Annotated in this window: 14 protein-coding genes and 1 tRNA gene; 14 read left to right on the top strand and 1 reads right to left on the bottom strand. The window is 66.2% G+C overall.

The features are described from left to right. Nucleotides 1-457: 457 nt before the first annotated feature. The 14 genes from mutS (at nucleotide 458) to cysG (ending at nucleotide 20637) form a co-directional block, all read left to right on the top strand. Nucleotides 458-3052 (top strand): DNA mismatch repair protein MutS, encoded by a 2595-nt coding sequence (mutS, locus tag CCA01S_RS13010; RefSeq protein WP_232305125.1) that lies wholly within the window; start codon nucleotides 458-460, stop codon nucleotides 3050-3052. Nucleotides 3053-3137: 85 nt separating this feature from the next. Then, nucleotides 3138-4346, top strand: coding sequence for a cupin domain-containing protein (locus tag CCA01S_RS13005; protein ID WP_066459206.1), 1209 nt, complete (start codon nucleotides 3138-3140; stop codon nucleotides 4344-4346). A gap of 168 nt (nucleotides 4347-4514) precedes the next feature. Further along, a complete protein-coding gene (locus CCA01S_RS13000; protein WP_066459205.1) occupies nucleotides 4515-5150 on the top strand; it encodes a heme-binding beta-barrel domain-containing protein in 636 nt (211 codons plus the stop codon). 327 nt (nucleotides 5151-5477) lie between these two features. Further along, on the top strand, nucleotides 5478-8540 hold the full coding sequence (gene fdnG / locus CCA01S_RS12990) for a formate dehydrogenase-N subunit alpha (protein WP_146030620.1): 3063 nt from the start codon (nucleotides 5478-5480) through the stop codon (nucleotides 8538-8540). Nucleotides 8541-8549: 9 nt separating this feature from the next. Next, on the top strand, nucleotides 8550-9455 hold the full coding sequence (gene fdxH, locus CCA01S_RS12985; RefSeq protein WP_066459200.1) for a formate dehydrogenase subunit beta: 906 nt from the start codon (nucleotides 8550-8552) through the stop codon (nucleotides 9453-9455). Then, on the top strand, nucleotides 9452-10087 hold the full coding sequence (locus CCA01S_RS12980; protein WP_066459198.1) for a formate dehydrogenase subunit gamma: 636 nt from the start codon (nucleotides 9452-9454) through the stop codon (nucleotides 10085-10087). The genes fdxH and CCA01S_RS12980 overlap by 4 nt, the downstream gene beginning before the upstream one ends. A gap of 78 nt (nucleotides 10088-10165) precedes the next feature. Continuing rightward, nucleotides 10166-11107, top strand: coding sequence for a formate dehydrogenase accessory protein FdhE (fdhE, locus tag CCA01S_RS12975; RefSeq protein WP_066459190.1), 942 nt, complete (start codon nucleotides 10166-10168; stop codon nucleotides 11105-11107). Nucleotides 11108-11117: 10 nt separating this feature from the next. Then, nucleotides 11118-12551 carry an L-seryl-tRNA(Sec) selenium transferase gene (gene selA, locus CCA01S_RS12970; RefSeq protein WP_066459185.1) on the top strand — a complete coding sequence of 478 codons (1434 nt, stop codon included), beginning with the start codon at nucleotides 11118-11120 and terminating at the stop codon, nucleotides 12549-12551. Next, entirely contained in the window at nucleotides 12548-14476 is a 1929-nt protein-coding gene (gene selB, locus CCA01S_RS12965) for a selenocysteine-specific translation elongation factor (RefSeq protein WP_066459182.1), read from the top strand. Before selA ends, selB begins: the two co-directional genes overlap by 4 nt. A 10-nt stretch (nucleotides 14477-14486) precedes the next feature. Further along, a tRNA-Sec gene (locus CCA01S_RS12960) sits at nucleotides 14487-14582 on the top strand. Between the two features lie 9 nt (nucleotides 14583-14591). Then, nucleotides 14592-15464: a formate dehydrogenase accessory sulfurtransferase FdhD gene (fdhD, locus tag CCA01S_RS12955; protein ID WP_066459180.1), complete on the top strand. Its 873-nt coding sequence runs from the start codon at nucleotides 14592-14594 to the stop codon at nucleotides 15462-15464. Between the two features lie 139 nt (nucleotides 15465-15603). Further along, complete coding sequence (locus CCA01S_RS12950; RefSeq protein ID WP_066459178.1) at nucleotides 15604-17415, top strand: assimilatory sulfite reductase (NADPH) flavoprotein subunit; 1812 nt, start codon at nucleotides 15604-15606, stop codon at nucleotides 17413-17415. A gap of 98 nt (nucleotides 17416-17513) precedes the next feature. Then, nucleotides 17514-19175, top strand: a complete 1662-nt coding sequence (cysI, locus tag CCA01S_RS12945) for an assimilatory sulfite reductase (NADPH) hemoprotein subunit (RefSeq protein ID WP_066459177.1) — start codon at nucleotides 17514-17516, stop codon at nucleotides 19173-19175. 4 nt (nucleotides 19176-19179) lie between these two features. After that, nucleotides 19180-20637, top strand: a complete 1458-nt coding sequence (gene cysG / locus CCA01S_RS12940; protein ID WP_066459175.1) for a siroheme synthase CysG — start codon at nucleotides 19180-19182, stop codon at nucleotides 20635-20637. A 124-nt stretch (nucleotides 20638-20761) separates the two neighbouring features. Here cysG and bamC read toward each other — a convergent pair whose 3' ends face one another. Further along, nucleotides 20762-21892, bottom strand: coding sequence for an NlpB/DapX family lipoprotein (bamC, locus tag CCA01S_RS12935; RefSeq protein ID WP_066459173.1), 1131 nt, complete (start codon nucleotides 21890-21892; stop codon nucleotides 20762-20764). Between the last annotated feature and the right edge of the window lies 1 nt (nucleotide 21893).

The following is a 21893-nucleotide window of genomic DNA, read 5'->3' as shown; positions in this document are numbered from 1 at the left end:
CACAGCCACACACTAACGGATGTGCGTAATAGTCACGGTTCATCCCCACGTGCGTGGGGATGAACCGGCGTCGGCATGTTCATGCAAACACTGCAAGGGGTGTTCCCCACGTGCGTGGGGATGAACCGATCAGAGTATGTCGCGCAGGCTGCTGATGAGCGTGTTCCCCACGTGCGTGGGGAACACTGCAGCAATTCTGCATGGCACTGTCAAACAGCGGTTCATCCCCACGTGCGTGGGGAACACTCTAAAAGCAAGCCATTGATTCAAATGAAGAAAAATGGCATGAAAAATTCTACCGGCTTTTTTGTTAAAGATCGGCACTCACGAAACAGCAACCTTACACCAACCTTCTTGCATCCCACAAAGAACCCGCGCACGCGGGACACACCCCCTCACCCCCACATTGAACGATAATACCGACTCTCCTCCGCAACTCCTCGCCACGCCTTCCCGCATGACCTCCCCCGATCTCTCCGGCCACACCCCCATGATGAAGCAGTATTTACAGCTCAAGGCCCAGGCGGGCTCGCATCTGCTGTTCTATCGCATGGGCGACTTCTACGAGATGTTCTATGACGATGCCGAGCGTGGGGCCAAGTTGCTGAACCTCACGCTCACCAAGCGGGGCACGTCCAACGGGGCGCCGATCCCGATGGCGGGGGTGCCGCATCACGCCATGGAAGGCTATCTGGCGCGGCTGGTGGCGCTGGGCGAATCGATCGCCATCTGCGAGCAGGTGGGCGACCCCGCTGCCAGCAAGGGGCCGGTCGAGCGCAAGATCGTGCGCGTGGTCACCCCCGGCACGCTCACCGACGAAGCGCTGCTGCCCGCCCGCGAAGACCGCATCATCGCGGCCTGGGTGGCGGGCCGCAACCGCAACAAAGACAGCATGGGCCTGGCCTGGATGAACCTGGCCAATGGCACGTTCAAAACCTGCGAATGCACGCCCGAGCTGCTGGACACCGAACTGGGGCGCATCGCCCCGGCGGAGCTGGTGTGCGCCGAGCAGGCCGACACCGACGCACTCGAAGCCAGCGGGCTGGACACGGCCCTGAGCCGCGTGCCCGAGTGGCACTTCGAAGCCGATGGCGCGCGCGACACGCTGCTGCGCCACTTTGGCGTGGGCGACATCGGCGCTTTCGGGCTCGACCATCTGCCGCTGGCCGTGCAGGCGGCGGGCGCGCTGCTGCGCTACGTGGGCAACACGCAGGCGCAGGCGCTCAAGCACGTGCACAGTCTGTCGGTGGATGCCAGCGGCGATTACGTGGTGCTCGACCCAGCCACACGACGCAATCTGGAAATCACCGACACGCTCAACGGCGGCGAGGGGCCCACCCTGTTCAGCACACTGGATCACGCCCGCACGCCCATGGGCAGCCGCCAGCTGCGCCGCTGGCTGCAGGCGCCGCTGCGCGCCAACCCGCAGGCGCAGGCGCGGCAAGACGCCATCACGCAGCTGCTGCGGGCGGCCAACGCCGACTCGGCGCTGCACGCATTGCGCAGCAGCCTGCATGCCCTGCCCGACCTCGAACGCATGGCCACGCGCCTGTCGCTGGGCAGCATCCGCCCGCGCGAGCTGGCCAGTCTGCGCGACGCGCTGGGCACGCTGGCGCCGCTCGCCGAAACAGCCCGCGCGCACTTCCAGGCCGACGCGCTGCTGGCCGACTGCCTCGACGCCATTCCCGTCGATCCGGCGCTGGCGGCCCTGCTGACGCAGGCCATCGCCCCCGAACCCGCCCTGATGGTGCGCGACGGCGGCGTCATCGCCGAGGGCTACGACGCCGAGCTGGATTCCCTGCGCCAGCTGGCGGGCGACAACGGTGCCTTCCTGATGGAAATCGAGACGCGCGAGCGTGAACGCACAGGCATCGGCAACCTGCGGGTGGAATACAACCGGGTGCACGGGTTTTTCATCGAAGTAACACGCGGCCAGGCCGACAAGGTGCCCGATGATTACCGCCGTCGCCAGACGCTGAAAAACGCCGAACGCTATATCACGCCCGAACTGAAAGCCTGGGAAGACAAGGTGCTTTCGGCCCGCGAACGTGGTCTGGCACGCGAAAAACTGCTGTTCGAACAGATGCTGGAACAGGCCGCCAGCCACGCCGGCGCCCTGGCGCGCAGCGCCGCCGCTCTGGCCTGCCTCGACGCGCTGGCGGCATTGGCGTTTCACGCCCGCAGCCACGGCTGGGTGGCGCCCGAACTGTGCGAAGACATCCGCCTGGACATCGAGGCAGGCCGCCACCCGGTGGTCGAACACAGCATCGAGGCCTTCACTCCCAACGACTGCCGCATGCACGAAGAACGCCGCATGCTGCTCATCACCGGCCCCAACATGGGTGGTAAATCCACCTACATGCGCCAGGTGGCCCTGATCGCACTGCTGGCGCGCGTGGGCAGCTACGTGCCCGCCGCGCAGGCGCACGTCGGCCCGCTCGACCGCATCTTCACGCGCATCGGTGCCGCTGACGACTTGGCGGGCGGACGCTCCACCTTCATGATGGAAATGATGGAGGCAGGGGTCATCCTGGCCGCCGCCACGCCGCACAGCCTGGTGCTGATGGACGAGATCGGCCGCGGCACGTCCACCTACGACGGGCTGTCGCTTGCCTGGGCCATCGCGCACCGGCTGCTGACCTACAACCGCGCGCTCACGCTCTTTGCCACCCACTACTTCGAACTCACCCGCCTGCCCGAAAAAACCCACGGGGTGATCAACGTACATCTGGCCGCCGCCGATTCCCCGGACGGGGTCGTCTTTCTGCACGAGGTGCGCCCCGGCCCGGCCAGCCAGAGCTACGGCCTGCACGTGGCGCAGCGCGCGGGCATCCCCCAGGTGGTGATTCGCCACGCGCGCAAAGAACTGGCCGAACTCGAAGCCCGCAACCGGGCCGATTCGCAGCTGTCGCTCTTCGTGCAGCAGGTAGAAGAAGAAGAGGGCGACGCCGACGCCCCCTTGCGCAGCGCGCTGCAGGCGCTCGACCCCGACACGCTCAGCCCGCGCGAGGCGCTCGAGCTCATCTACCAGATGCGGCGCGATTTTCTTTGACGCGCCGTCCCGATGCTCTAAGCTGAACCCTGGGCGCGGCGCTTGCCGCGCGCCCCTTTTGCCGACCTCGCAAGGACACATGCCCATGTCTCGCGCCTACCCCACCCCGGATATCGACCAGCCGACCCCGCTGCTGGGCGGCCTGACGCCACGCGAATTCATGCGTGACTACTGGCAGAAAAAACCCCTGCTCATCCGCCAGGCCATCCCCGGCTTCCGTCCGCCCGTCACGCTCAAGGACATCCAGACCCTCGCGCGCCGCGAAGAGGTCGAGTCGCGCCTCATCACGCAGGGCGAAAAGGGCTGGACCATGAAGCACGGGCCCTTCCGGCGCTTTCCACCCGCCGCGCAGCCCAAATGGACGCTGCTCGTGCAAAGCGTCGATCTGCACGATGACGAGTCCGCCGCGCTCATGCGCCAGTTTCGCTTTATTTCGGACGCGCGACTCGACGACCTGATGATCAGCATCGCCACCGACGGCGGCGGCGTGGGCCCGCATTACGACAGCTACGACGTCTTTCTGCTGCAAGGCTACGGGCGGCGGCGCTGGCGCACCAGCTGCCAGGCCGACCGCACGCTCGTGCCAGGCATGCCGCTGAAAATTCTGGCTGATTTCCAGCCCGAGGCCGACGACATCCTGGAACCGGGCGACATGCTCTACCTGCCACCGCACGTCTGCCACGATGGCGTGGCCATCGGCAACGACTGCATGACGCTATCCATCGGCTTTCGCGTACCCAGCCAGGCGACGCTGGCTCGCGGCCTGCTCGAATCGGCGGCGGATCAGATCTCGGCCCAACACCTGGGTGATCCCGGGCTCTACGGGCACCCGTGCCTGCCCGGCGCGGATCTCGCCACGCTGTACACCGACGCCGACACCCCCGCCACCCGCACCCCGGCGGCGCTGCCGCCGCACCTGGTGCAGGCCACGCTCGACACCCTGAAACAGATTCGCCTGGACGAGGCCGTTGCCGCCCGCTTTCTGGGCCAGTGGCTGACATCCTTGCCGGACAACGCCCTGTTCGACCCCACCGAAACCGCCGTCGCCCTGGCCGAGACGGTGCCAGCCACGGGCCGCCTGGTGCTCGACCGCTGCACGCGCCTGATGTACAGCGGCGCCCAGCTGTTCATCAACGGCGAAGTCGCCGCCTGCGCCTCCGAGCCCGCCCTGCAGACCCTGGCGGACGAGCGCGCGCTGCCCGCCGAGGCCATCCGCGCACTCGACGCGCACACGCGCGCCCACCTGGACGAATGGCTGCAGGAAGGCTGGGCGCACTGGCAAGACGCCGCCTGACGCACGGCTCTGCCCGCCACACGCGCCCCGGACGGCCCCACACGGCCCGGGCTGCGGATACCCCAGCGGCCCCGGACGCACTCCGCACCGGGGCCGCTTCATCGATTTCGGCAATCGCGAGGATGCATACAAACAATTGGCGACCTGTACGAACAAGGAGTACGGTGAATGCTCTATTGTCCTATTTCCGTGGAGGTCATCATGGCTGAAATCCTGGGTCCGCAAAAACTTGGGCCACTCACCCCGCTGGTCGGCGAGTGGGAAGGCGACGTCGGCGTCGATCTGTCTTACCACAACAAGGATGACGAAACATCCCAGACCGGCTACTTTGAAAAGGCTTGGTTCCACCCCATCCCCATCGTCGAAAACGGCCACCAGACCATGGAAGGCCTGAACTACGGCATGACGGCCTGGCGCCACGGCGAAGAAGCCATGGATCCTTTCCACGACGAAGTGGGCTATCTGCTGTGGGACAAGGCCAATGGCCAGATCATGCGATGTTTTGCCGTGCCGCGCGGCCTGGCCATTCTGGCGGGCGGCAACGCCGGCCCACGCGACAAGACCCTGCATTTCAAGGCCGAGCCGGGTTCCAAATCGTATGGCCTGTCGCAAAACAAGTACCTGCTTGAACACGCCGAAGCCACCGCCTTCGAAAGCTCGTTCACCTTCAATGCCGACGGCACCTTCAGCTATGTCTCAAGCCTGGTGCTGAAGCTCGCCGCCACAGGGGCTTCGATGCACCACACCGACAAGAACACACTGCACCGGGTACGCCAAATCCACCCCAGTGTCGAACACGGCTAGGCCGCGTTTCTTTCATCACCGCACCTGTCCGCCAGGCCGCCCCGCCAGCGGCGGCGGTGCGGTCGCCAATCAAGCACCCCGCACGCAGACCTGCCCACAGCAGGCACGCATCGTCTTCGCCTGCTCTTTCAGCTCGCGCGGCACTCGCCGCTGGCAATACCCCTCATCCCGTATGAGGAAAAACCCTATCAGGGTTGGTTTTTTTGCCCCACAAGGCCATACTGCGCTCATACCCCACGTAACACGGGGTAATCTCACGTTTACACACAACAACAATAAACAACAATATTTCTTACAAGTCATCCCACTCTTGATCTGGAGGACACCATGTTGAACATGAGTCGTCGGCAGTTCTTCAAGGTGACGGGGGCAACACTGACGGGCTCCAGCCTGACCTTGCTGGGGGCGGCCCCCAGCCCGGCCCTGGCGGAAGTACGACAGTACAAGCTCGCGCGCATGAAAGTCACCCGCAACACCTGTCCCTACTGTTCCGTGGCCTGTGGCGTACTGCTCTACAGCCTGGGCGATGGTGCCAAAAACGCGACGGCAACCGTCATGCACGTCGAGGGCGACCCCGATCACCCGGTCAACCGCGGCACGCTCTGTCCCAAGGGCGCGGGGCTGCTCGACTTCATCAACAGTCCCAACCGGCTCAAGCATCCGGAATACCGCGCGGCGGGTTCCGACAAATGGCAGCAAATCTCGTGGGACGACGCCTACGACCGCATCGCCAAGCTCATGAAGGCCGACCGCGACGCCAACTTCATCCAGAAAAACGAAAAGGGTGAAACCGTCAACCGCTGGCTCACCACGGGCATGTTGGCCGCTTCGGCCACGTCCAACGAGGTCGCGTACATCACCCACAAGGTCATCCGCAGTCTGGGTGCACTTGGGTTCGACAACCAGGCTCGTTTCTGACACGGTCCGACGGTGGCAGGTCTTGCCCCGACGTTTGGCCGTGGCGCCATGACGAATCACTGGGTTGACATCAAAAACGCCGATGTCGTGCTCATCATGGGCGGTAATGCCGCCGAGGCTCACCCATGCGGGTTCAAATGGGTCACCGAAGCCAAGCAGCACAACAAGGCAAAGCTCATCGTGGTCGATCCGCGCTTCACGCGTTCGGCTTCGGTCGCTGACGTGTACGTGCCCATCCGCACGGGCACCGATATCGTCTTCTTGGGCGGGGTCATCCGCTACCTGCTCGAAAACGACAAAATTCAGCACGAATACGTCAACAATTACACTGATTTCCCCTTCATCGTCCGCGAAGACTTCGCTTTCAACGACGGCGTGTACTCCGGCTACGACGAAGATTCCCGCAGCTACGACCGCTCCACCTGGGAATACGAGCGCGACGAGCAGGGCTTCGTGCGCAGCGACCCCACGCTCAAGCATCCGCGCTGTGTGGTCAACCTGCTCAAGAAACACTACGAACGCTACACGCCCGACATGATCGCGCGCATCTGCGGCACTACCCCAGAGCAGTTCAAGCAAGTCTGCGAAATGATGGCCTCCACCGCGGTGCCCAACCGCGCCATGACCATCATGTACGCCCTGGGCTGGACGCAACACTCCATCGGCTCGCAGATGATCCGCACCGGCGCCATGGTGCAGCTGTTGTTGGGCAACATCGGCGTGGCCGGCGGCGGCATGAACGCCTTGCGCGGGCACTCCAACATCCAGGGGCTCACCGACATCGGCCTCATGTCCGAACTGCTGCCGGGCTACCTCACCCTGCCCAAGGATGGCGAGCAAGACTACGGCGCCTACATCGCCGCACGCGCTCACAAGCCGCTGCGCCCCAACGCCATGAGCTACTGGCAGAACTACGGTAAGTTCCACGTCAGCCTCATGAAATCGTGGTGGGGAGACGCCGCCCGGGCCGACAACAACTGGGCCTACGACTACCTGCCCAAGATGGACAAGCTCTACGACATGATGCAGGTCACCGAGCTCATGGTGCAGGGCAAGATGAACGGCTACATCTGCCAGGGCTTCAACCCGCTGGCCTCGTCGCCCTACAAAGCCAAGAGCATCAAGGGGTTGTCCAACCTCAAGTTCCTCATCACGATGGATCCGCTCATCACGGAAACCTCCGATTTCTGGCGCAACGCGGGCGAATACAACGACGTTGATTCCAGCCAGATCAAGACCGAGGTCTTCCGTCTGCCCACCACCTGCTTTGCCGAGGAAGAAGGCGCGCTGGTCAACTCGGGCCGCTGGCTGCAATGGCACTGGAAAGCCGCCAACCCGCCGGGCGAAGGCAAGAGCGACATCGAGATCATGGCGCAAATCTACCTGCGCATCCGGGCCTTGTACGAGAAAGAAGGCGGGGCCTTCCCCGACCCCATCACCAAACTCTGGTGGCCCTACGCCGTGCCCGGCAACCCCACGGCCCAGGAACTGGCCAAGGAAATCAACGGCGCAGCGCTCGTCGATCTCACCGACCCCAAGACCGGCAACGTCGTACGCAAGGCGGGCGAGCAGCTGGCGGGCTTTGGCGAAATGCGCGACGACGGCACCACCACGGGCGGCTGCTGGCTCTATACCGGCAGCTGGACACCCGACGGCAACATGATGGCCCGGCGCGACAATAGCGACCCCACCGGTATCGGCCAGACGCTGAAATGGGCCTGGTCGTGGCCCGCCAACCGGCGCATCATGTACAACCGCGCCTCGTGCGACCTCGAAGGCAAACCCTTCAACCCGGATCGCACGGTCGTCTACTGGGACGGCAAGCGCTGGACGGGCGCCGACACCCCCGACTACAAACTGGATGAAAACCCGGCCGCCGGCATGGGGCCCTTCATCATGAACGCCGAAGGGGTGGCGCGCTTCTTCGCCCGCAAGGGGCTGGCCGAAGGGCCGTTCCCCGCGCACTACGAACCTTTCGAAACCCCCATCGGCCGCAATCCGATGTACGAGGACAAGCGCGCGCTCAACAACCCGGCCGCCCGGGTCTTCAAGGACGACCGCGAATCCTTCGGCACGGCGGCCAAGTTCCCCTACGTGGGCACGACCTACCGTCTCACCGAGCACTTCCACTTCTGGACGAAGCACGCCAAGCTCAACGCCATCATCCAGCCGCAGCAGTTCGTCGAGATCGGCGAGGCGCTGGCCAAAGAGCTCGGCATCCAGGACGGCCAGCAGGTCAAGGTGTCGTCCAACCGGGGCTTCATCAAGGCGGTGGCAGTGGTCACCAAGCGCATCAAAGCCTTGCAGGTGGACGGCAAGACGGTGCATCAGGTGGGTATTCCGCTGCACTGGGGGTTCGTGGGGCTGGCCAAACCCGGGTATCTCACCAACACCCTCACCCCGCCCGTCGGAGACGCCAACACTCAGACGCCTGAGTTCAAGGCTTTCCTGGTCAACGTGGAAAAAGTGTAGGAGCCCGTCATGGCATTGCAATCCCTGGACATCAAACGGAGCTCCGCCACCACGACGCCTCCACCCAGCCAACGCGACATCGTGGTTGGAGGTGGGGTGGCCAAGCTCATCGACACCACCATCTGCATCGGCTGCAAGGCCTGTCAGGTGGCCTGCATGGAATGGAACGACCTGCGAGACGACGTGGGCATCAACCATGGGGTATACGACAACCCCATGGATCTCACCGAAAACTCCTGGACGGTCATGCGCTACGCCGAGTACGAAGAGCCCGAGAGCAACACGCTCGAATGGCTCATCCGCAAAGATGGCTGCATGCACTGCGAAGACCCCGCCTGCCTGAAGGCCTGCCCTTCACCGGGCGCGATCATCCAGTACAACAACGGCATTGTGGATTTCCACCAGGAAAACTGCATCGGCTGCGGCTACTGCGTCACGGCCTGCCCCTTCGACGTGCCGCGCATCTCCAAAAAGGACAACAAGGCCTACAAGTGCACGCTGTGCTCGGATCGTGTCGCGGTGGGCCAAGAGCCCGCCTGCGTCAAGACCTGTCCTACCGGTGCCATCACCTTCGGCACCAAGGAAGAAATGATCCAGAAGGCCGAAGAGCGCATCGTTGACCTGAAGTCGCGCGGCTTCGACCAGGCCGGCCTGTACGACCCTGCGGGGGTGGGCGGCACCCACGTCATGTACGTGCTGCATCACGCCGACAAGCCGGAAATCTACAGCAATCTGCCCAAAGACCCTGTCATCAGCCCCACCGTGTCCCTCTGGAAGGGGGTGGCCAAGCCCATCGGGCTGGCCGTGATGGCACTGACCGCCTTTGCCGGGTTCTTCCACTACATGCGGGTGGGCCCCAACGAAGTCACGGAAGAGGACGAACAAAAGGCCAGAGACGAGGAGACGTCATCATGAGCGATACCCCCAGGCTTATCGATCGGTACACCGCCAGCCAGCGCAGCAACCACTGGGCGGTGGCCATCCTCTTCATCCTGCTGGCGCTCTCGGGGCTCGCCCTGTTCCATCCGGCCCTGTTCTGGCTCACCAACCTCTTCGGAGGCGGCACCTGGACGCGCATCCTGCACCCATTCGTGGGCGTGCTGATGTTCCTGCTGTTCTTGATCCTGGCCTTGCGCATGATCCGTCACAACGGCATCGGCAAAAGCGACCGCCAATGGCTGTGTCATGTCAACGACGTCATCAACAAGCACGAAGAAAGGGTGCCCGAAGTCGGGCGCTACAACGCCGGGCAGAAGCTGGTGTACTGGGTATCCGTCATCTGCATGATCGGGCTCATCCTCACGGGCCTGGTGATGTGGCGCGAATACTTCAGCCTGTACTTCAGCATGGGCGTGGTGCAGCTGGCGTCGGCGCTGCATGCCATTTTCGCCTTCGTCATGATCTGCACCATCATCATCCACATCTACGCGGGCATCTGGGTCAAGGGCTCGATGCGCGCCATGACGCGCGGCAGCGTCACGGCGGGCTGGGCCTGGAAACACCACCACGCCTGGTTTCGCCAGACGCAGAAGGCCGCCCGCAAATAGGCGCTACGCTCTTTCCCAGGGCCGATGATCCATGACTGCCTGGCGGTACGCAGGCAGTCAGTCTTTCAGGAGAACACGTTGCAACGTATCCTCGAACGCGGCGAAATCGAATCGCTGGACCACACGAAAATCCCCCGTCTGCGCCTGCCCGAAGGCGGCACCGTTTTCGCCGAACGGGCCGCCCGGCTGCGGCAGCTCTCGGCGGGCCACGCAGCCGCGGCCTACCTGCAGCTGATGGCGCAAATCGCCGACATCCAGCACCGGCTGCTGCCCGACTGCCCGGCCCCCACTCTCGACCCCGAAGCCCTGCAACTGGCCCAGGCACACGGCATGCCGCCCTTGCAGGCCATCGGCCGAGAACGCGACCCCAGCTGGCGGCACGTGCTGCAGGCCTTGCTCGATCAGCTGGCGGGGCTCGACACGCTCACTCCGCAGACGCGCAGCGTCATGACTCAGCTGCAGACGCTGCGCACCCAGTCGCCCGACGACCTTGAATCGCTGGCGGACGCCATTCTGGCCGAACGCGACGCCGACATCGACTGCCAGCAGGCACCTTTCATAATGGCTGCCCTGCAGGTGTACTGGACGGCCCAGGCCAGTCGCCTCGACCCCGTCCAGGTGCCCCATGGCACGCCGTTTGGCACCTGCCCGGTCTGCGGCAGCCTGCCCGTGGCCAGCATCCAGCGGGTGGGCGGCACGCGCGACGGCCTGCGCTTTCTCTGCTGTTCGCTGTGCGCCACCGAATGGCACGTCGTGCGCGTCACCTGTACGCACTGCGAGAACAACAAATCCATCCTGTACCACAGCATCGAAGGCGGCCCCGAAGCCATCCAGGCCGAATCCTGCGACGAATGCCACAGCTACCGCAAGCTCTTCAACCAGGAAAAAGACCTCGAGGTCGAACCCGTGGCCGACGACCTGGCCAGCATTCCGCTCGACGTCCTGATGGGCGAAGCCGGCTATTCGCGCGCCAGCGGCAACCCGCTGCTGTGGCAGGGCGCCGCCGCCACCTCCGAATAGGCGCGGCATCATGGCAGCCATTCCCCAGCCCGCGCGGGCCGCTGCCCGCCTGTCGGACATCCCCAGCGTCGATCGGCTGCTGGGCGACGCGGGCAGCGCCGCGCTCATTGCCCGGCACGGGCGCAGCCAGCTGCTGTCGGCCCTGCGCGCCCTGCTGTCCGAGGCCCGTGAACAGGTGCTTCGCGGGCAGGCCAGCCCCGAGGCGCTGGCGGTGGCCACCCTGCTTGCTCAGGCACGCGATCGCCTGGCCGTCGCCGCACGGCCCCGGCTGCAGGCCGTCTTCAACCTCACGGGCACGGTGCTGCACACCAATCTGGGCCGCGCCCTGCTGCCCGAGGCCGCCATCCAGGCGGTCGTGCAGGCCATGCAGGCCCCCGCCAACCTCGAATTCAACCTGGCAACCGGGCGCCGGGGCGACCGCGACGACCTCATCGGCGAACTCATCTGCGAACTGACCGGCGCCGAGGCCGCCACCGTCGTCAACAACAATGCCGCCGCCGTCTTCCTCATGCTCAATGCGCTCGCCAACCGGCGCGAAGTCATCGTCTCGCGCGGCGAACTGGTCGAAATCGGCGGGGCCTTTCGCGTACCCGACATCATGCAGCGCGCCGGCGCCAAGCTGCGCGAAGTCGGCACCACCAACCGCACCCATACCGCCGACTACGAACAAGCCATCACCGCGCGTACCGGCCTGCTGATGAAAGTGCATTGCAGCAATTACGCCATCTCGGGCTTCACGCACAGCGTCGAGGTCGATGCCATGGCGCGCATCGCCCGGGCGGCGGGCATCCCCAGCGCCGTCGATCTGGGCAGCGGCACCCTGCTCGACCTCACCCAGTGGGGGCTGCCCAAAGAAACCACCGTGCGCCAGACCATCGAATCCGGGGCCGACATCGTCACATTCAGCGGCGACAAGCTGCTGGGTGGCCCGCAGGCGGGGCTGTTGGTCGGCCGCCGCGAACTCATCCAACGCATCAAGAAAAACCCGCTCAAGCGCGCGCTGCGGGTGGGCAAGCTCACGCTCGCCGCGCTCGAACCCGTCTTGCAGCTGTACCGCGACCCCGAACACCTGGCCCAGCGGCTCACCACCCTGCGCCTGCTCACCCGCCCCATGGGCGAAATGCGGCAACAGGCCCTGCGGCTGCAGGCGCACGTGCAACAGGCCGTCACGCGACAGTACACAGTCAGCGCCGAGCCCCTGTTCAGCCAGATCGGCAGCGGCGCCCTGCCCGTCGATCAGCTGCCCAGCTATGGCCTGGGCATTCGCAGCAGCGGTGCGGGCCGCGGCGGCAAGGCCCTGCACGCGCTCGAACAGCGCCTGCGCCAGCTGCCACGCCCCGTCATCGGGCGCATTGCCCAAGATACTCTGTGGCTCGACCTGCGCTGTCTCGAACCCGCCGACGAAGCCGCCTTCACAGCCCAACTGGAGGCCCCCGACGCATGATCATCGGTACGGCTGGCCACATCGACCACGGCAAGACCACGCTGGTGCGCGCGCTCACCGGGGTGGACACTGACCGCCTGGCCGAAGAAAAAAAACGCGGCATCTCGATCGAGCTGGGCTACGCCTATCTCAGCGCGGCGGACGGCGCCACGCTGGGCTTCATCGATGTGCCCGGCCACGAGCGCCTGGTACACACCATGGCGGCCGGGGCCAGCGGCATCGACTTCGGCCTGCTGGTGGTGGCCGCCGACGACGGCGTCATGCCGCAAACCCGCGAGCACCTGGCCATCCTCACCCTGCTGGGCATCCGCCACGGCGCGGTCGTGCTCACCAAATGCGACCGCGCCGACGACGCCCGGCAGGCCACGGCGCTGCAGCAAATCCAGGCCCTGACGGCGGATACGTTCCTGGCCGATGCTGCGCGCTTCACGGTGGATGCCACACAGGCCGATTCGCCCGCCCTGCGGGCGCTGCTGGCCCATCTGTATACGCAATCGCGGCAGTTCACCCGTCACGACAGCCAGGGCCTGTTTCGCCTGGCCATCGACCGCGCCTTCTCGCTGCCCGGGCACGGCACCATCGTCACCGGCACGGTCGAGGCGGGCACGGTGCGCCTGGACGACCCGGCAAGCGTGCTGCACCTGATGCCGCAGGGCAAGCCCGTCCGGGTGCGCTCGATCCACGCGCAGAACCAGGCCGCCACGCACGCCGACGCGGGCCAGCGCTGCGCGCTGAACATCACCGGCGTCGAACTCGGCAGCATCGAGCGCGGCAACTGGATCGCGGATCAACGCTGCTTCGTGCCCGCGACCCACATCGATACGCAACTGCGCCTGCTGGCCAGCGCCGAGCACCCCATCCGCGCCTGGACGCCAGTGCACGTCCACCTGGGGGCCAGCCACCAGCTGGCGCACGCCGTGCCGTTGTCGGCCGACGTCCTCGCGCCGGGCCAGACGGGCTGGGTGCAGCTGGTGTTCGACACCCCCGTGTGCGCCATGGCGGCGGATCGTTTCATCATCCGCAACGCACAGGCCAGCCAGACCATCGGCGGCGGCACGGTGCTGGACGCCAACGCCCCCGAACGCAAGCGCAAGTCGGCGCAGCGCCTGGCCTGGCTGCAGTCCCTCAGCCGCTTCCAGCAAGACGCCCAGCTGGCTGCCCTGGTGCGGCAGGCCCCGATGGGGCTGGCCGAACCCGTGCTGCTGCGCCTGCTCGGGCGCCCGGCGCAGGCGGACGACCTCGCGCCGGACATCCTCTGGGTGCAGGCCCGGGCGACGCACGCCAGCCGCATCCTCATCGCGCGCGCCCACTGGGATGCGCTCGGCCAGAGCGTGCTGGACGTGCTGGGCCACTACCACGAACGCTGGCCCGAAGAACCCGGCATCGACGCCGCCCGCCTGCGGCGCATGGCCCTGCCCACGGCCAGCGAATCTCTCTGGGCCGCCCTGTGCGACGCACTCGTCAGTGACGGGCGGCTGGCGCGCAACGGCCCCTGGTTGCACCTGCCCAGCCACACCATCACCCTGGCCCCCGAAGAAGCGCGCCTCGCGCAAGACCTGGGGCAGGCGATCCACAGCGGGGCCTACGACCCACCCTGGGTGCGCGACCTCGCCAAACAGCACCAGCAGGCCGAAGACCAGGTGCGCGGCCTGCTGCGCAAGATGGCCCGCACGGGGCACCTGCACCAGGTGGTGCCCGACCTGTTCTACGACCGGCAGCAGATCGCCCGCCTGGCCGCCTTGCTGGACACCCTTGGCGGCGCGCAGGGCGTCACGGCGGCCCAGTTTCGCGATGCCAGCGGGCTGGGACGCAAGCGCGCCATCCAGGTACTCGAATTCTTCGACCGGGCAGGCTATACGCGGCGCCTGCGCGACCGGCACGTCCCCCGTGGGGACAGCGCGGCATTTTGGAAAAAACTGTCATAATGGCTCACAAGGAAGGCATGCGTGTCCGGTGGCACGGCTGGGCTTCAAACCCAGTGGGGGGCGTCAGACGTTCCCAGGTAGGTTCGACTCCTGCTGCCTTCCGCCATTCTTTGCCATGGCCCTGATCAATTCCGCCTTCACCCCCGAAGCCCTGGCAGGCAACACCCCGCACGTCCTGCGCGACGTCGTCCGGGTGCGCGGCCCGCAGGCCGACGCCGGTCACGACGACATCGCCCGCGAACAGGCCGTGGCGCTGGAATACAACGGCATCTCGCACGCCGCCCTGATGGCCAGCCCCGCACACATCGAAGAACTGGCCCTGGGCTTTTCGTTTACCGAAGGCATCATCGAATCCCCCGCCGACGTGCTGGATCTCGACGTCGAGACCACGGCCCTGGGCCTGATTGCCCATCTGCGCATCACCAGCGCCCGGCTGCACGCCCTCAAGCTGCGCCGCCGCAGCCTCATGGGGCGCACCAGCTGCGGCCTGTGCGGCGTGGAAAGCCTGGGCGAAGTGCCTCGTGCCCTGCCAGCCCTGGCCGCGCCCGCAAGCCCCTGGACGCGCGCGGCCATCGACCACGCCCTGGGCCAGCTGCGACAATGTCAGCCCCTGCACAACCTCACTGGCGCCACGCACGCCGCCGCCTGGGCCACGACACAAGGCAGCATCGCCTTCATCTACGAAGACGTGGGCCGCCACAATGCCCTCGACAAACTCATCGGCCGTCTGCTGTGCGAACCCACCGACCGCACCCAGGGCTTCATCGTGGTGTCCAGCCGGGCCAGTTTCGAGATGGTGCAGAAAACCCACGCGGCGGGCGTACGCGCGCTGGTGGCCGTCTCGGCCCCCACCACCCTCGCCATCGAGCTGGCCCACTCGGCGGGCATCCTGCTGGCCGGGTTCGCACGCGAAGACCGCTTCACGGTGTACGCCCACCCCGAACACCTCGACCTGTCCGCAAGCCAGGCCCTGTCGCAACGGGCCTGAGGCCGATGCCCACCAAAGGCGCGCACCATCCCCCGGGATATTTGCTTATATGCGCATAAAAACATAAGCATCGCTTCGTTCACGGCATGCCGGAAGCCCCTCAGAATGGACGCTTCTTTCGTCTGACCAAGGTCATGCCATGCTCGCGCCCAATTACGTCCCCGAGGCCCACCATACGCTGATTGCCGAACTGGCCGGCACACTGGAATCCTCCAGCCTGCACTGGCTGTCGGGTTATTTTGCCGGCATTGCCCAGGCCCGCCAGCCCGCCCGCGAAGCCGTCGCGGCACCGCCCTTGAGCGTCGCCGCCGCCCCCGCCACGGACGCGGCGCAGCGGCTGACCATTCTGTACGGCAGCCAGACGGGCAACGCCAAGCGGCTCGCCACGCAACTCTACGAACAGGTGCAGGCACAGGGGCTGGAAGCCCGCCTGGTGCGCGCCGACCAGTACAAGACCAAAGAACTGAAAGACGAACAGCTGCTGTACGTCGTCATGAGCACCCAGGGCGACGGCGACGCCCCGGACGATTCCATCGCCTGGGTGGAGTTCGTGCTGGGCAAGCGGGCACCCAAGCTGCCCCGGCTGAAGTACGCCGTGCTGGGGCTGGGCGATTCCAGCTATCCGTCTTTCTGTGGCATTTCCCAGAAGGTGGATGCCCGCCTGGCTGAACTGGGCGCGCAGCGCCTGCAAGACGCAGGCACCGCCGACCTGGACATCGACACCGTGGCGGGCCCCTGGCAGACCAAGGCCCTGGAACAGGCCCGTGAAGCCCTGAAACCGGGCGGCGCCGCCGCGCCGCAGGCGACGGTGACGCCGCTGCACCCCCAGGCCGAGAAATTCACGCGAGATCGCCCCTTTCAGGCCGAGGTGCTGCTCAACCAACCCATCACCGGGCGCGACAGCGACCGCGACGTGCGCCACATCGAACTCTCACTGGAAGGCAGCAATCTGCAATATGAACCGGGCGATGCCTTGGGCGTCTGGCCGGTGCAGGACGACACGCTGGTAGCGCGCATCCTGGAGACCACGGGGCTGAATGCCGCCGACACGGTGGATCACCAGGGCACCCAGCGCCCGCTGGGCGAATGGCTGGGGCGTTACCGCGAACTGACCGTGCTGACCCGGCCTTTTCTGACGGCGCTGGCTGAGCGCGCCCAGCAGGCCTCGCTCAACGAGCTGCTGAAACCCGAAGCCCGCGAGCAGCTGGCCGCCTATCTAGGCAGCCATCAACTTATCGACGCGCTGCGCCAATGGCCCAGCCGCTGGAGCGGGCCCGAACTGGTAGCCGCCTTGCGCCCCCTCACGCCCCGGCTGTATTCGATCGCATCGAGCACGGCGGTCTCCGAAGACGAGGTGCACCTGACCCTGGGCCATGTGGCCTTCGAGCAGGACGGTGAATCCCGCTGGGGAGTAGCCTCGCACTTTCTGTCCGAACGGGCCGAAGGCGAAACGGTGCCGGTCTTCATCGAGGAAAACAGCCGTTTTCGCCTGCCCGCCGACCCGGCGCGCGACATCATCATGATCGGCGCAGGCACGGGCGTGGCGCCGTTTCGCGCCTTCGTGCAGGCTCGCGCCGAAGCGGGCGCCGACGGGCGCAACTGGCTGTTTTTCGGCAACCCGCACTTCACCAGCGACTTTCTCTACCAGACCGAATGGCAGCAGGCCCTGAAGGACGGCAGCCTGAACCGCATCGACCTGGCTTTCTCGCGCGACCAGGGCGACAAGGTCTATGTGCAGCACAAGCTGCTGGAACAAGGCGCCGACGTCTACGACTGGATTCAGGCCGGTGCCCATGTCTACGTCTGCGGCGATGCCAACCGTATGGCCCGCGACGTCAATGCCGCCCTGCTGGAGATCGCCCGCGACCAGGGGGGGCTGGACGAAGAAGGCGCCCGCCAATGGCTGGACGATCTTTCAGCCCAAGGCCGCTACGCGCGCGACGTGTACTGAACACGCCACCCTCCCCCGATTGTCCCCATCCACATTCATCCAGGCACCGGCTCGTCCGGTTGCCGGTGGGCACCTTTTTCCATTCCAGTTGACCCGACATGAGCATTTCTCCCCTCTCTCCGCTTGAAGACATCAAGACCAAAAGTCGCTTTCTGCGCGGCACCATCGCCAAGGAACTCGAAAACCCGGTCACCGGCGCCATCCCCGAGGCGGACACCAAGCTGCTGAAGTTTCATGGCAGCTACATGCAGGACGACCGCGACATCCGCGACGAGCGGCGCAAGCAAAAACTGGAACCCGCCTACGCATTCATGGTGCGCGCCCGCCTGCCAGGCGGCGTCATCCCGCCCGAACAGTGGCTGGCGCTGGATCAACTGGCACAAGACTACGCCACGCGCGGCCTTCGCATCACCACGCGCCAGACCTTCCAGTGGCACGGGATTCTCAAGCGCAATCTGCGCGCCTTCATGCAGGGCATCCACGCGGCCCGGGCCACCACGATCGCCGCCTGCGGCGACGTCAACCGCCAGGTGATCAGTTCGGTCAACCCGTACCTGTCCAGCGAACACGCGCTGACGCAAGCCTGGGTGCTGAAGCTCTCCAACCACTTCCTGCCGCGCACCACGGCCTACGCCGAAATCTGGCTGGGCGGTGAAAAGGTCGGCGAAGCGGCGGACGACGAACCCATCTACGGCAACAATTCGGCCTACCTGCCACGCAAGTTCAAGATCGGCATTGCCATTCCGCCCACCAACGACTGCGACGTCTTCGCCAATGACCTGGGCCTGGTGGCCATCATCGAGAACGGCACACTGCAAGGCTTCAACGTGGCCGTGGGCGGCGGCATGGGGGCGACGGCGGGCGACCCCACCACGTATCCGCGGCTGGGTTCGATGGTGGGCTTCGTCACGCCCGACGACCTGATCGCCGTGGCCGAGGCCGTGGTCACGCTGCAACGCGACCACGGCGACCGCAAAGAACGCCAGCACGCGCGCCTGAAATACACGGTCGATCGCCTGGGGGTGGACTGGTTTCGCGCACAGATTCAGGAACGCAGCGGACGCACCCTGCAAGCGGCGCGCGCTTACCGCTTCGAAAGCAACGGTGACCGCTACGGCTGGGCACGCGGCCAGGATGGCCGCTGGCACCTGGGGCTGTACATCGCCTCGGGTCGCCTGTGGGATCACGACGGCCTGCGCCTGCAGACCGGCATGCGCGAGATCGCCAAAGTGCTCAAGGGGGAAATCCGCCTCACCTGCAACCAGAACCTGGTGATCGCCAACGTGGACGAGGCCGACCGCCCGGCCATCGATGCCCTGGTCGAGGAATACGGGCTGGACGGCTACAAGGCGCAAAGCGGCATCCGCCGCCATCACATCGCCTGTGTGGCCCTGCCCACCTGCGGCCTGGCCATGGCCGAGAGCGAGCGCTACACGCCCATTCTGCTGCCCAAGCTCGAAGCCCTGCTCGACAAGCACGGCCTGCGCGACGAGCCCATCCTGCTGCGCATTTCGGGCTGCCCCAACGGCTGCTCGCGGCCCTATCTGGGCGAGATCGCCCTGGTCGGCCGCGCCCTGGGCCGCTACGACCTGCGCCTGGGGGCGGATTTCGTTGGCGAGCGGCTCAACCGCCTCTATAAAGAAAACATCGCCGAGCCGGAAATCCTGGACAGTCTGGACACGCTCTTTGGCGCGTACGCGACGCAGCGCCAGACGAGCGAGGCGTTTGGCGACTTCCTGGTACGCACCGGGGTGGTGTGACGTCATGGATCTGTTTCCGCTCTTCACCCAACTGAAAGGCCGCACGGTGCTGGTGGTCGGCGCGGGCCCTGTGGCCGACCGCAAGATCGGCCTGCTGCTGTCCGCCGGGGCACGCGTCATCGTCGGTGCCCACGCGGCGCACCCCCAGGTGCAGGCCCGCGCGCAGGCGGGCACGATCGAACTGCGCCTGGCGCCCTTCGACCCCGCCTGGCTCGACACGGCCTGGTTCGTCGTCGCGGCCACCAGCAACACCGCGCTCAACCGCCAGGTGGCGCAGGCCGCCGAAGCCCGGCGGATTTTCTGCAACGTGGTGGACGACGCCGCGCTCTCCAGCGCGCAGGTGCCCGCCATCGTCGATCGCGCGCCGCTGACCATCGCCATCTCATCGGGCGGCAGCGCGCCGGTGATCGCGCGGCGCCTGCGCGAGCGCATTGAATCCCTGTTCGAGCCCGCGCTGGGCGCCCTGGCGGCCCTGGCGCAGCGCCAGCGCCTGGCGATCCGCCAGGCGCGCCCCCAGCTGCGGGCACGGCGCGACTTCTACGACTGGCTGCTCGATGGCCCCGTTCTGGGCGCCCTGCGCCGCCAGCGTCCAGCCGAGGCCGAGGCGCTGCTGACGCAAGCGTTGGGCCAGGATACCCAGGCTCCCGTGGGCAAAGTCGTGCTGGTGGGCGCGGGCCCCGGCGACCCCGGCCTGCTCACCTTGCGTGGCCTGCGGGCCCTGAACGAAGCCGACGTGATTCTCACCGACCGTCTGGTGAGCGCCGAGGTACTGGCCCTGGCGCGGCGCGACGCCGAGGTGATCGACGTGGGCAAGCGCGTGGGCGGCCCGCACGAATCCACCCAGGCGCGTATCCACGCGCTGATGGCCTCGCACGCGCGCCAGGGGCGCTGCGTGGTGCGCCTGAAGGGCGGCGACCCGATGATCTTTGGCCGCGGTGGCGAAGAGCTGCAATACCTGCGCCGCCACGGCATCGCCTACGAAGTCGTGCCCGGCATCACCGCCGCGCTGGCCTGCGGCGCCTACGCCGGCATCCCGCTGACCCAGCGCGGCCACGCCCAGTCGCTCACCCTGGCGACGGCGCACCGGCGGCACGACACTGTGGCGCCCACAACGGCGCGCAGCACGCCTGCGACAACACCCGCCCCGGACACCGGTCGCACGCACGTCTTTTACATGGGGGTCGAACGCCTGCCCACCCTGCGCCAGCAACTGCTGGCCGACGGCCTCGCGCCGCAGACTCCCTGCGCCATCGTGGAAAACGGCTCGCGGCCCGAACAACGGGTGCTGCACACCACGCTGGATACCATCGAAACGCAGGCACAGGCACACGCCATCCAATCGCCCGCCCTCGTCATCGTGGGTGACGTAACAGCCCTGGGAGCGGAACTGGGATGGTTCGGCACAACGCTGGGCACCCTCCCATCCCGCGCGCACGACGCCCCCCTGCAGACCTGCGCCTGATCGCTCCGCGCGCCCGCCACGGTCGAAAGCGGGCGGCATTACGCAAAAGCCCCGCCAATAGACGGGGCTTTTGCGTGAATCAGCCTTGAAGCCGCAGTGCCTTGGCGGCACTGGCGGCGTCCGCTTACTGTGTCCCCTTCAGGTTTTTGTCGATGACTGTCAGGATGCGCCGCGCCGTGGCGTCGGTAAGCTGCTTGCCATCCTGGTCGAGCACCGTGACTTCGCTGCCGCCGCCCTGTTGCGCAACGTGGACGCGGAACTTTTGCGGCTCGGCGGCATTGCGCGTACCGAACAGACGGCCAAAGACCGTTTGCTGCTCGATCTTTTCGCCCGTATCGGTATCCAGGTAGCGGATGTAGTAATCGCCCTGATCGCGGTTGCGGTCTTCGACCGTGAAGCGCGCGGAGTCGATGGCCACCCCGACACGGCGCCAGGCACGATCGAAGGTTTCGTTCACCATCAGGGAAGCCTGGCCGCTGCTCAGCTGCGTGGTGGTGGCCGGGCCGGCATCTGGCGTGGCACCCTTGATCTCTTGTGCGGCCTTTTGCTGGTCAGTGCCCAGATAGACCATCAGGCGCGCCAGCATGGCGGCGTTGAGCCCCTGGTCTTCTTTGCCGAACACCCACTTGAAGCCCGTACCATCGGACGTGGGGGTTTCTTCCATGTGCTGGTGCGAGACGTAGACTTCGGTCTTGCCGTTGGCGTCGCGTTCGAGCCGGATGGTGAAGCGGTCGCGCTCGCCGCTGTCGAAGACTTGATCGAGCACGCTGCCCAGCGCGCTGCGCAGCCAGCCCTCGGGGATTTTGGCCCGATTCTCGGCCCAATCGGTCTCGATGAGGCCGGCCTTGGGGTTTTGCGACTGGATGGTGAAGCCCTGATTACCCCAGAACTCGATGAGTTTGGGATACAGGGTTTCAGCGGGCTCGCTGACCACCAGCCAGCGCAAGGCGCCATCGCGCATCACCTGCACGCCCGCCGTCTGCGGCAGCACGCGATCAGCCGGGTTGGCGCTTTGCGCCTTTTGGCCCGCCGCGTATGCACTGAGCGTGGCCACGCCTTCGGGCGCCCGATAGTGGGTGTTGTCGCTGGCCTGGGTGAGGTCGGGCGGGATGGAGAGCGGTTCACCGGTAACCGTGCTCTTGTATTCGACGGACTCAGATTGCCCCGTCAGCTGGTTGAAAGAGGAGCAGGCGGACAGTGCCAGCAGGCTGGCCAGCGTGACGCCAGTGACTAGGGGCGAACGTTTCATCTTCATG

Origin of the sequence: Castellaniella caeni NBRC 101664, assembly GCF_001592225.1 — a bacterium.
In the GTDB taxonomy this organism is placed as follows: domain Bacteria; phylum Pseudomonadota; class Gammaproteobacteria; order Burkholderiales; family Burkholderiaceae_B; genus Castellaniella; species Castellaniella caeni.
The sequence above is the reverse complement of the archived record's forward strand: the minus strand, read 5'-3'. Positions and strand labels throughout refer to the sequence as shown.